Annotated in this window: 7 protein-coding genes; all 7 read right to left on the reverse strand. The window is 71.0% G+C overall.

Annotated elements, in window-relative coordinates; translation table 11 throughout:
• Position 1: 1 nt before the first annotated feature.
• The 7 genes from V5F53_RS01745 to V5F53_RS01775 all read right to left on the reverse strand — a co-directional run bounded on the left by V5F53_RS01745 (position 2) and on the right by V5F53_RS01775 (position 11,721).
• Positions 2-820, reverse strand: a complete 819-nt coding sequence (locus V5F53_RS01745) for a lytic transglycosylase domain-containing protein (protein WP_393998131.1) — start codon at positions 818-820, stop codon at positions 2-4.
• Complete coding sequence (locus V5F53_RS01750; protein ID WP_509212817.1) at positions 768-4,889, reverse strand: flagellar hook-length control protein FliK; 4,122 nt, start codon at positions 4,887-4,889, stop codon at positions 768-770. The genes V5F53_RS01745 and V5F53_RS01750 overlap by 53 nt, the downstream gene beginning before the upstream one ends.
• Complete coding sequence (locus V5F53_RS01755; protein ID WP_509212819.1) at positions 4,886-6,367, reverse strand: MotC family chemotaxis protein; 1,482 nt, start codon at positions 6,365-6,367, stop codon at positions 4,886-4,888. Before V5F53_RS01755 ends, V5F53_RS01750 begins: the two co-directional genes overlap by 4 nt.
• A 455-nt stretch (positions 6,368-6,822) precedes the next feature.
• Positions 6,823-7,968: a flagellar motor protein MotB gene (locus V5F53_RS01760; RefSeq protein WP_393998128.1), complete on the reverse strand. Its 1,146-nt coding sequence runs from the start codon at positions 7,966-7,968 to the stop codon at positions 6,823-6,825.
• Complete coding sequence (locus tag V5F53_RS01765) at positions 7,958-8,677, reverse strand: hypothetical protein (protein ID WP_393998127.1); 720 nt, start codon at positions 8,675-8,677, stop codon at positions 7,958-7,960. The genes V5F53_RS01760 and V5F53_RS01765 overlap by 11 nt, the downstream gene beginning before the upstream one ends.
• A 2-nt stretch (positions 8,678-8,679) precedes the next feature.
• Positions 8,680-10,368 (reverse strand): flagellar basal-body MS-ring/collar protein FliF, encoded by a 1,689-nt coding sequence (gene fliF / locus V5F53_RS01770; RefSeq protein WP_393998126.1) that lies wholly within the window; start codon positions 10,366-10,368, stop codon positions 8,680-8,682.
• A gap of 297 nt (positions 10,369-10,665) precedes the next feature.
• On the reverse strand, positions 10,666-11,721 hold the full coding sequence (locus V5F53_RS01775) for a flagellin N-terminal helical domain-containing protein (RefSeq protein WP_393998125.1): 1,056 nt from the start codon (positions 11,719-11,721) through the stop codon (positions 10,666-10,668).
• Between the last annotated feature and the right edge of the window lie 45 nt (positions 11,722-11,766).

Raw genomic sequence — 11,766 nt, forward strand, 5'->3', positions numbered from 1 at the left:
CTCAATGCAGCGAGGTGGGGCTGATCTCGCTGGCTGTGGGAGCTGCCGCAGGCGTGGTCGCAGTCTCGGCGGGGGCTGGCGGCACCGGAGGCGTGTCGCAGAACGACTTGGAACTGTCGGTCCACTCGCCGACCCCGGCCGCCACCAGGTTCTTCATCACCCGGCACACATAGCGGTGCTGGCCCACGGTGTTCTTCGGCCCGGCATTGTAGCGGGCCAGGGCCATGGTCCAGCTGCCGTGGCGCTTGCGCAGTTCCTGGAGGAAGCGGGCGGCCTGCTCTACATTGAGGCGCGGGTTGAAGATGTCTTCCAGAGACTTGAACTCTTCCTTGTGCCAGTAATAATTTACCTGCATGCAGCCGATGTCGATCAACTGCACCCCGCGCGCATTCGCCTCTCGAAACAGCTTCAGTGCATCCTGGAGATTATTCGAGATGTAGTCCTTGCCCTCGATATAGAGGGTGTAAGGCTGCAGAAATCCGCCATATCCGCTTTCGGTGAGGCCGACCGCGTAGAGGATCTCAAGCGGGATATTGTATTTCTTCGATGCGCGCGCCAGTTCGCGTTCGCATATGTTCGGCGGTCCGCCTTTTCGTGGCTTCTGGACCGAGGCCGGCGGCTTCGCCTTGGCTTCGGGCGGCGGCGCGGCCGTGGGCGCCCCTCTCGGGGCGTCCGGCTTCGGCGCGTCCTTCGCCGGTTCCTTGGGCGCGCTTTGGAAGGGCGTGCCCTGGAAGGGAATCGAGCCGAAGCTGTTGGCGGCCCCGGGGCTAGCCGTCAGCAGTGTCAGAAGAACGCCGGTTGCGAGACTGCGCGTCGTCATCTGCCGAATCCTGGCGGGAATTATCGCCATTTCTCTCCTGTTCGCGTGGGGGCTGACCGTCCTGCTCCGTGCTGGTGGCGGCCGATTGCGGCGCATTCCAGGCCGGCCGCACCGAGGCTTCCACCGGGCTGCTCGCGTTCCGCACGATGTCGAGGCTGTCCACCTTCGCGCCGTTGGTCTCCAGGATGCGCACCAGGGCGTCGCGATCCTGGGCGAGCATCTGGGCGGTGGCCGGGTCGGTGGCCCTCACCTTCACCTCGAGGCCGGTGGAGGTCAGGCGCATGCGGATGACCACGCGCCCGAGAGCCTCCGGCGTGACGGCCATTTCCAGGATGCGCACCGGCCCCTGGAGGGTGGTGTTGGGCCCGGCGGGCTGCCCGCTTTGCATGCGCGCCGCCTCCTCGGTGATGGCGCGGCTGACCTGGGTGGCGGTGGCCAGGGGCAGGGTGGTGAGGCCGCCCGTCGCCGCTGTGGTGGTGGGTGTCGCCGCCGCCGTCGTCACGGCGACGAGGGGCTCCTCCACCGCCACTTCGGCAGTCCGTTCGCTTCGGGCTTCCGTGGTTTCCGCGCGCGCGGGCTCGCTGGCGGCGGCCGCTGCCGCGCGGGGCGGCTCGGCGTCGCGTGCCGCATCCTGCAGGTCGAACCCGCGGACCGGCGCGAAATGGGTCTCCCGATGCAACACGTTCACCTGAATCCGGTCGGATTGCCCGTCGGTGGCGGCTTCGGTCCGGGGCAGATCGGAGTGCGCGCCGGATCCGGTGTCGGCCCGGGCGTGGGTCGGCTCGCTCGCGTCATCGTTCTTCGCCCGCGCCTGTTGCGGGGCGATGGGGGCGAGCGATGCGATCACGCCCGGCAGCACCGGGGCGGGGGCGACCGGGGTGTCGGCGGCAGGCTCAGCGGAGGCCTGCAGCTCGGTGTCCGGCGCCGGCTCCGTCTGCTCGGCGGCGGTGGTCTCGTCCGCGGAGGCGTCGGGAGGGGGCGCCTGCACACCGCTGTCAGCCTCCACCGGCGCGGCGGCACCCTCCGGCCTTGTCTCGGCCGCGTTGGTCACCGGCTTGGCCACGGGCTTCGCCGCCGGCTCGGACACGGGCTTGGCGACGGCCGCGTCGGCAGGGACGGCGGCGGGAGCATGCGGTTCAACGATCTCGCCCGCCGATTGTTCGGGCAGCGCGGCTGCGGGCGCGGCGGCATCGTCCGCGGTGGACGTCGCCTCCGGCCGCGTTTCGGGCGCGGCCTGCGGAGCGCTGGCGGTCTTCACCGGCTCGGCCACGGGCACGGCGTCCTGCGTGCCGGTCTTGGGTTCGGCCACGACCAGCCGGTCGCTTCCAGCCGCCACCATGCGGTCCGGTTCGATGTCGATCTTCGGTTCCGGCTCGGCCAGGGCTTCGCCGACGGGGGCATTCGCGCGGGTCAGGGGGGCCGAACCCTGGCGGTCGCGCTGGTCGTCCGAGGCCTGCGGATTGGCATCGGTGGCCACTGCGGTATGGGACTCGGCCGTGGTCGGCTGAGCCGTGTCCTTGGGGGGGGCATCCTGCGCTTCGGCCACCTCGGCCACGTCCACCGGCGCGGGGCGCGCGGTGGCGCCGGCTTCGGGCGTGGGCTTGGCGCTGCTGGTTGCGCCAGCGGCGGCCGGAACGGCGGGCTTGGGCGCGGCGTCGGCGTCCTGCGGGCTCGGGGTGGCATCCGCAGTCACGGCGGCATCGGCCGGGACCACTGGCTTCGACACGGCTTCGGCGCTGGCTGGCCGCGGCGTGGTGCTGGTGCTTCCGCCAGAGGCGGCCGGAACGGCGGGCTTGGGCGCGGCGTCGGCGTGCTGCGGGCTCGGGGTGGCATCCGCAGTCACGGTGGTATCGGCCGGGACCACCGGCTTCGATGCGGTTTCGGCGCTGGCCGGTCGCGGCGTGGTGTCGGTGTTTCCGCCAGCGGCGGCCGGGCGGGCGGGCCGGGGCACGTCATCGGCGGTCGGTGGGGCAGACGTGACGTCCGTCGTCGTCGTGGCCTGGGCGGTCGGCTTCGGCGCGGCGGCTTCGGTCTCCCTTGGCGCACCGGCCGGGGCGGCCGGCTTCGACCCGGCTTCGGTCACCGCCGGGCGCGACGGGGCGCTGGTGCCCTCGGCGGCATTGGCCTGGGCGGCTGGCGTGATCGGGGCATCGGCGGCCACGGGACGGGACGCGGTGTTCCCAGTCCCGGTGGCACCGGCGGTCGCCGGGTGCGATGCGGGGGTTGAATGTGGAGGCGCGTCGGCCCGAGGCGTCGTCTGCGGCGCGGGAGCGGTCTTCACCGGGGCGGCGTTGGCACCGTCATCGCGGACCGACGTGTCTGTGGTGGCATCCGCGGTCTCAGTGGCCGTGGCTGCTGCCGGAGCCTGCGCGTCCTGGCGCGGCACGGCGGTGTCGGCATGGGGTCGAGGTGGCGTGCCGGTGGCGGTCGCGTGGGGGCGGGCCTCGGGGCCGCTGGCGAGGGGGGCGGTGGGCGCGGGCTGATCGGCAGCATGCGCCGGCGTGTCATTGCGCGACGAGGTGGTTTCCGACGCAGCGACCGTGCTGCTGGTTGCGGCCCGAGGCGTGGCAGGGCCCGCCATCCCCTGGGGCGCCGACGTGCCGCGTCCCGTGGCTTCGGAAGCGGCCTGGGGTTTTGCGCCGGTGGTCTGCGGCGCGGTACCGCCGCTCGTGGTGTCCGTGCTTCGGGTGTCGGTGGCGCTGGCCTCGGTCGTTCCGGGCGCGCTGGCCTCGGTCTGCGTCGACACGGGGTCGGCGGCCACCGGTGTCGCGGCGGGACCGCCGACGGCGTGCGCGGCGCCCGAGCCGGCCGCCGGCCGATGGGTCGCGGTCGCCCGCTGTCCGGCGGTGCTGGCCTCGGTTCCAGCGCGCGCGCGCGGACTGGCGGGTGTCTGGGGCACGGCGGCATCGGCCGCCGCACCGCCATCGGCGGTGGCACCCGGCGTCGCGGTGCCAGCATCCGCCATGGGTGTCACCGGACCCTCGCCGGGCACGGAGGCATCGGATTTGGCCGTGGCTTGGGCGCTGGTCGTCCCCGTGGCCTGCCGGGGGGTGTTGCCATGGACCAGCGTGCCGCCGGCCATTGTGGTGGCCGCCTTCCGGCCGCCGTCGGCGACGGCCTTCTGGGCCGTCGCCTGGGTGCTCTGGGCCGTCGCGGCGAGGGGAGAGCTGGCCTGCCGCGTCGTGCCGGAGGGGGGGGCGCCGGCCGCCGTCGCCCGTGTGTCGCGCTCGGCACGGGCCGGGCTGGAGCCGGGCTCCGAAGTGGTCTCGGTGGCGGCCTTCGGTTCAGCCTCCCCGGGGGAGGACGTGGCCGTGGTGTTTTCAGCGCCGGTCCGGCGGGTCGCGGTGTCGATGGCCGCCGTGGCATCGGCTGCAGTGCCGGTCGCCTTGGACGCGGCTTGCCGTCCGGCCTCGGCTTTCCCGCTTGCGTGGCGCTCGACGGCGGCCGACTGGGCCTGGGCCTGGCTGGCGGCGTGGGTCTTGGTCGTGGCTTGGTCCTTGGTCGTGGCTTGGTCCTTGGCCGTGGCTTGGTCCTTCGCCGTGGCTTGGGCGCTGGTGGTGGCGTGGGCTTGGCCCACGGCCTGAGTCTGGGCCTTCTGCCCGGCGGCGGTGTGGGCCGTCTGTTCCGCTGTGCGGGCGGCGTGCGCGGTTCCGCCGGTGCTGGCAGCGGCCTTTTCGCCTCCAGCGCCGGTTCGGCTGCGCTTTGCGCTCGTGGAGTCGCCGGTGGGCTGGCCGGTCGCGCGACTGTCGGTGCTCGAGGCTTCGGCCTTGTTCTTGGTCGCCGCCTGCCGCGCGGTCTCGCCGCCGGTCGTTTCCTCGTTCCCTTCGCCGTTGGCCCAGCGCTGCAGCAACAGGCCGAAGGCGGCGGCATCCCGCGCCGGGGTCGCGCGGCCCTCGCCGGTGGTCGCGCCGTCTTCGACGGCAGCCGTGCCGTCGGCGGCCGATTGCGCCAGGTTGGAGAAAATCTCGTCAAACTGGCGGCCATCGGCCGGCGGCTTCGGGAGCTCGGTGTTGCGGCTCGCGGCGGCAGCGGCTGCCGCGGCGTGGGAGAGTTCGGCAGGAGAGGTCATCGTGGCGCGGCCTTTAGTAGCGCGTCTATTTTGGTGAGTGAATCACGAGCGCGAGACATCACCGGAGAAGTTTTCGAATCTTCGGGCGCACCGGCTACCGCCGGGGCGCGCCGGTCTGGCGGCGGCAATTGATCGGCTTGGCGCAGATTGTCCGCCGCCGAGAGAGCGGCGTCGACCAAAGCGGAATCGGCCGCGTCGAGGCGGCTGCGATCCACTTTCCCCAGCGCCTGGCTGGCGGCCTGAAAGCGGTCGGGCATCACCGCCTGCGCGGCTCCGAGGTAAACCTGGGCCCGCTCGGCGTCGCGGCTGGCGGTGGCGGCCAGGGACCGGGCGCGCTCGGCGGCGCGGGCGGCCAGAGCGGTCTTGCCCTCCACCAGCGCCGCGCGTGCCACCAGGAGGTACATTTCCCGCCGGCCGGCATCGTCGAGCACGCCCAGCAGTCCGTCGACCCGGTCCAGCCCTTCGGCGGTGTCGCCGAGCGACATGTGGGCGAGGGCATTGGCGAAGCGCTGGCGGAAGCTGTCGGCGTAGGCGGAGCGGTTGAAGCGGTAGAGATAATGGCGCGCCAGCCGCTCGAAGGCCGGCACGTCGCCGGCCTGCGCGGCCACCAGGACCTCGCGGCGCAGGGCGGCCTCCTCCACCAGCGTGCCCGGCACCACCAGCCGCGCCAGGTCCAGAAGCTCCGACGCCTTGTGCGGGTCGTTGCGGACGGTCAGCGTCGCCTGGGCCAGGGCGATCTGGCCGGCAAGGGTGTTGGGCAGCTTGCGCGCGTCCACCTCGCCGAGCTCCCGCAATGCGGCATCCTCGCGCCCCTCCACATAGAGCAGGGTGCCGAGCAACAGCTTCTCGTCGATGGCCGGTCGCGGGTCGCGGGTGATGATGGTGCGCAGGACCGTGGGCGAGCCGCCGCTGAGAATGTAGCTGACCAGCGCCCGCGCGTTGGCGGGGTCCTGCCAGATCTGGGGATCGGCTGAGGCAAACGCCTCGTCCATGTCGGCGATGATGGCGCGCTGGGTGGAGACGCCATCGGCGGAGCCGGCCGCGATGCGGTCCTGCAGCCGCTGCAGCCGCCGCACCATCTCCACCGGCCGCAACGTGCCGCCGCCGGCGGCCGGCTGCGGGGCCGGAGCCTGTGGCCGCGGGGCATCTGGAGTATTCCCCGCCGCAGGGCGCGGCGCGGCGATGGCCGAGGCGGCGAATGCGGGGTCAGGCGCCGCGGTGATGTCGGCGGGCGTGCGCTCGCCGGCTCCCGCCGGGGGCGCGCCGGGGGCGGGCGGCGCTGCCGCCGGGATGGCCGGTTGCGGGCGGGCGGCCGGCACGCTGGGTGGGGGAAGGGCCGGCTCGGCCACCTCGATCGGCTGTGGGGCCACGACGGGCGGCGCCGTGAGGTCCGGCCGCAGCTGGGTGCGGGTCGGCGCGAAGGCGGAAATGGGCGCATTGGCGGCGGCTGGCGCGGCTGGCCGCTGCGGCGGGGGCATCGGAACGGCGGTGAAGGGAGGAACCGGACGTGCCGGATCAAGGCCGGGAGCGGCCACGTTCTCTCGCGCGGGAACTTGCGCGGGGAGCGGGGCGATGGGCGCGGGCGTCGCCATGGCCGGACGGGGGGCGGGCAGCGGGGCGTCGGCGGCTGGCAGGGTGGCCGGTGGCGCGGGGCGCGGGGCGGCGCGTGAAGCCGCCGCCGGCGGGGGAACCGGCCGGGTGGTGGAGCGTGTGGCCGGCGGCGGCGTGCGCGTCTCGGCGGGCGCTTCGGCAGGTGTCGTCGCCGCGGCCGGGCGGCTCGCGGGCGCCGGGCGCGCCGAAGGGCGGGGCCGTTGTTGCGCAGCCGGAATGTCTCCCTGCGTCCGCAGCCCGCCCCAGGGGTCCTCCGACTGGGCGTGCGCGGAGGCGCCGGCCAGTAGAACCGGCAGCAGGGCGAAGACAGCCACGCCTCTCCTCATGGTGCGGGAGCCCGGAGCAGGATCTCGATCCGGCGGTTATGCGGCGCGTTCGGATCCTTTGGCTTCTTCAGGTTGCGATCCGCGACGCCCTCGATCTTGACGACCCGCGTCTCATCCAGCCCGCCGCGCACCAGCATGTAGAGCGCCATGTGGGCCCGTGCCGAGGACAGCCGCCAATTGTCGTAGGTTTCCGAGCGAAACGGGCGGCCATCGGTGTGGCCGCGAATCGTCACGTCGCCGGGGCGTTTCTGCAGCACGCGGGCGATCTGCTCCATGGCGCGCACCAGGCGGCCATCCGGAATGGCGGAGCCGACGGCGAACATGGAGTAATCGATATCGTCCGTGAGATCGATCACTAGCCCTTCCGATGTGGCCTGGACGGACAGGCTGGGCGTGTGCGGTCCGTTGATGGCGCCGGCCAGGGCGCTCTTCAGCTCGCTTTCCAGGGCCCGGGCATTGGCCGGGGTCGCGGCCGCCGCGGCGCCGTTGGCCGCGGTTTCCGTGGCCTTGGCGGCGCCGGTATCCTTGCCCTTCGACCCGGCCGTGTCCCGTCCGGCGGGCGCCGATGCGTCGCGCTGCGCATCGGCCCGGGCGGCGCGGGCCTGCTGCGCCGCCGACGCCCGCCAATAGGTGGGGTCGAAGGGATCACGGTTCACGTCGCCGGCCCCGGTGCCGGGGGAGCCGAGGTCGCCGGCGGCGGACGAGGGCGCGCCCCCCGGGCTGGGGTCTGCCTCGCCGGCAAGGCGCTTGAGGACGGCATAGGGATCCTGGAACGCCGCCCGCTCCTTGTCCCCCTGCTGGCGGTCGTCGCCGGCTCCGCTCTCGTGCCCAACCGTATTTTTCAGGCTGGATGTGGTCTTGCCATCGGCGGACGTGCCGGTCTGGACCGCGTCCTCGGGGTCGTTGACCCCTTTCACCGCGCTGATGTTGGCGGCGAGGTCCACGGGATTGAAATAGTTGGCGATCGCCTTGCGGGTTTCGCTGTCGGTGACGTTGATCAGCCACATGATGAGGAAGAAGGCCATCATCGCGGTCATGAAATCCGCGTGCGCAACCTTCCAGGCGGTGGAGTGGTGCTCCTCCTCCTCTTCCTCGTAGCGCTTGATGATGATGAGGTCGCCGTGATCCTTCTTATCCGCCACCGACGCCTCCCTTGTCAGTGTCCTCGGTACCGGCGGCGGCAAGCAGATCGGCCCATGCCCCGAGGCGGGTTTCGATCAGCGTGTCGGATCGGGTCACCTCGATGTCGGCGCCGGCTGCCGGGCTGAAGACGATTCCCTCCGGCTCGCCGAGGCGTTCCCTCAGGGCGGCCAGAAGATCCGATGGCCCGCGCACGGTGATCACCGCATCGGGCGCGCCGGGCGGAGCCGGCTGGGTGAGCAGGCCGGCGATGGCATGGCCGACGTCCTCGATCACGCGGCCGCGCACCGCCTGGCTTACGAATGGAGCGAGAATGCGCCCGAGCGCATCGCCGATTCGCTTTTCCAGCAGGTTGAAGGATTCGCCGACGGCGGTGGCCAGGCGTTCTGCCTCGGTCTCGCTCCATTCCGCCCGGGCGATGGCCAGCCGCTCGGCCATGGTCGCCTCGAAGCGCTCAGCGTCCTCACGCCGCGCCGCCTCGCTGGCCGCGAGCTCCGCCTTGGCCTTGGCCTTGGCTTCCCGCGTGGCCTGGGCCACTGCAAGGCTGACCTCTTCCTGGCTGTACTTCGGGGCCGGGGGCTCCGCATGCACCGCGTCCATCGCGGCGTGCCCGCCATTGACCGGCGGCGACCGCCCCTGGCCCTCGCCGCCCGCCGGACGCAGCGTCCCGTCGATGTGAAAATGCGGGAGGTAGCGCAACAGGGGTTGCATGGTCAGGTTCGAGCCTCTTGGTGCAGCCATTGCCGCAGAATGGCGGCTGCCTGCTCCTCATCATAGTCGACGATCTGCTCAAGCCGCTTCTGCGGCGAGCGATTCTTCCGACTGGTGAGGTCCTCGATGAGATTGATGGGGCCACTCTCGCCGTCGCCTTCGAGCGCTGGCATGGTGGGCGGCGCGCCCAAGGCGGGGCTGCCGGGCAGGCCGGTCACGGCGGGAACCTGCGGTCCACCCAGCATGGCGGCCTCCAGCCCGGCGACCTCGTCGTCCACCTCGTCCTGCTGGCGCGACAGCACCGCGCGCACCGCGGGGCGCAGACCGAACCAGATGAGCAGGCCCGCCACCGCAAGGATGGTGAGGGCGTTGATCATGGTGCCCGCCTGCCGCAGCAGCAGTTCGCTCCACGGCAGCGGCGGCACCGGCTCCAGCGCATGACCGTTGTCGGCGAAATTCACCGCAGCGACCTTCAGGCGGTCGCCCCGGTCCTTGTCGTAGCCGGCGGCGGACGCGACGAGCTGCTCGACCTCGTAGATCTGCTGCTCGATGGGAATCATTTCGGTGCTGGGGCCTGCCGGCGTGGCAAGGCGATCCCGGTTGACCAGCACGGCGATGGAAAGCCCGCGGACCACGTAGGCATCACGCACCGTCTGGATCGTGCGGCTCGAGACCTCGAAATTGGTCAGCTCCTCGCGTCGCGAGGAGCTTTCGCTGGTGTCGGTGGTGGGCTGGCTGTTGGTCTGGGCATTGGGAATATTCTGTTGAACCGTGGCGGTCGGCTGCTTGGTGCGGTTCTGGCTTTCCCCGAGCTCCTTGACCACGCGAACCGAGCGCTCCACCCGCGACTGGGGGTCGAAGGTGGTTTCCGAGGTGGTGACGCGGTCGGTGTCGAGGCGCGACGACACGCTCACCTCGAAATTGCCGAGGCCGAGATAGGGCGTGAGGGTGCGGCGAATCTTCTCCTCGGTCTCCCGGTTCACCTGCTGTTGCAGGGCCACCTTGCGTCCGGTGGACGCGTTGGTTCCGTCGTCGGTGGAGGAGAGCACCGCGCCGTCGGTGTTGAGCACGGTTACGTCGTCGAGGCGCAGGCCGGGCACCGCCGCCGACACCAGACGGCGAATCGCCTGGGCGGTCGAGCCGTCCTCCGCATTCTCGGTTCGAATCACCACGGACGCCGAAGCCTGCTGCTGGTCGCGGCGGAAGGCCGCCCGATCCGGCAATACGATGTGCACGCGGGCGGCCTTGATGCCCTTCATGGTCTGGATGGTGCGGGCCAGCTCGCCCTCGAGGGCGCGCACCCGGGTCACCTCCTGCATGAAGGAGGTGAGGCCGAAGGAACGGACGTCGTTGAACAGCTCGTAGCCGGTGTTGGTGCTCTGGGGCAGGCCCTTCACCGCCAGCAGCATGCGCGCCTTGGCGGTGTCGGCGTGGGCGACGAGCACCGTGGTGCCGTCGGCGTTCACGTCGAAGGGGATGCCGGCGTCCTTGAGGGCGCCGCCGATGCGGGCCACGTCGTCGCGGGTCAGGTTGGCGTAGAGAGGCTCGCGCTCGGGCTGGCCAAGGTAATAGACGCCGAGCGCGATGGTTCCCACCACCGTCAGGGCGATGAGGCCCAGGGCGACCAGCCGGCGGGCGCCGAGGTCCCGCAGGTTCTGCAACAGGAGTTCGAGTTGCTTCTGGCCGATCATCCGTTGATCTCGCACGCTTGGACACCGGTCTCGCGCCGGATGGTCCGGCGCGGCGGTCAAACTGAGGATCGGACACGCGAAGCGAAGCCGCTCCGACTATGTGCCAGCGGACACTTTCGGCGGTCAAACTTGCCTGGGCGTTGCAGGCCGGGAGGTAAAAAAATGGCTGCGCTCCAAATGAGGCGCAGCCGAAATGCAGCTCGGGGGAAGAGCCGCATGAATCCCGGCGATTCCGAAACGGTGCCGGACATTATGAAGCCCCCGCGCCCAGGAGGGTTGGGCGCGGGGGCTGTAGGCTCACTGGAAGAGCTGCAGAACGTTCTGCGAAGAGCTGTTCGCGATCGAGAGCGACTGGATAGCCAGCGACTGCTGGGTCTGCAGCGCCTTCAGGCGAGTGGACTCTTCTTCCATGTCGGCGTCCACCAGGGCGCCGATCGACGACTTGTTCAGCGTGATCAGGCTCTTGGCGAAGGTCTGCTGAGACTCCAGACGGCTGGAGGTCGAGCCGAGCTTCGAGCCGCCTTCCTGCAGCTGCGACAGGGTCGCGTTGACCAGCTTGGTGTAAGCTTCGATCAGGTTCGCGTCCTTGTCGGTCAGCGACGACACGTCGAGGCTGCCCACCGACGCAGTAACGGTCTGGGCGGTGCCCGCCGCGTCCGTGTACTGGATGGTGTACTTGGTGTCCATGAAGCCGCCGGTGTCGCCGGTGGCGGTGCTCACGGCCACGGTGATGGCGGTGCCGTCGGCGGCGTTACCGCTGGCGTTGGTGGCGACGTTGGCCAGAGCGTTGGTCACGGTCGAACTGGTGGCGTTCGAGGTGTTGGCGTCATAGAGACGGAAGGAACCGGTATCCAGCGCGGAGGTGCCGACGCTCACCGTGTCGCCGCTGCGCGAGAAGGACGACAGCAGGTTGCGGTTGTCGGTGAACGACGTGGCGCTCGAGTCAACGGACAGCCAGTTGTTGCCGTTGCTCACGGTGTTCGTGGCAGTCGTGCTGATGTTCTTCTGCAGCGCGGAGATTTCGTCCTGCAGCGAGGAGCGCGACATGCTCGAAGACACCGCCGACGCCAGCTTGCTCTGGATGGTCGTCAGGTCGTCGAGAACCGAGGTCACGCCCTTGTAGGTGGTGTCCACGGCATTCTTGTCGAGCGACATGGCGTCCGTAACGGCGCTGAGGGCGCTGTTGTCGGAGGTCAGGGTGGTGGAGATGCTCCAGTAGGCCGCACCGTCAGCAGCGCTGTTGACGGTCTTGCCGGTGGACACCCGGTTGTTGGTGGTCTCGAGCTGGTTGTTGATCGAACGCAGCGTCTGGAGAGCAACCGTCGCCGAGTTGTTGGTGATCATGCTGGTCATGATGATGTCCCTCTTCGTAACACAAACAGAAGATGCAGGGGGACA

The sequence above is a fragment of the Xanthobacter cornucopiae genome, from assembly GCF_043195065.2.
Classification (GTDB): domain Bacteria; phylum Pseudomonadota; class Alphaproteobacteria; order Rhizobiales; family Xanthobacteraceae; genus Xanthobacter.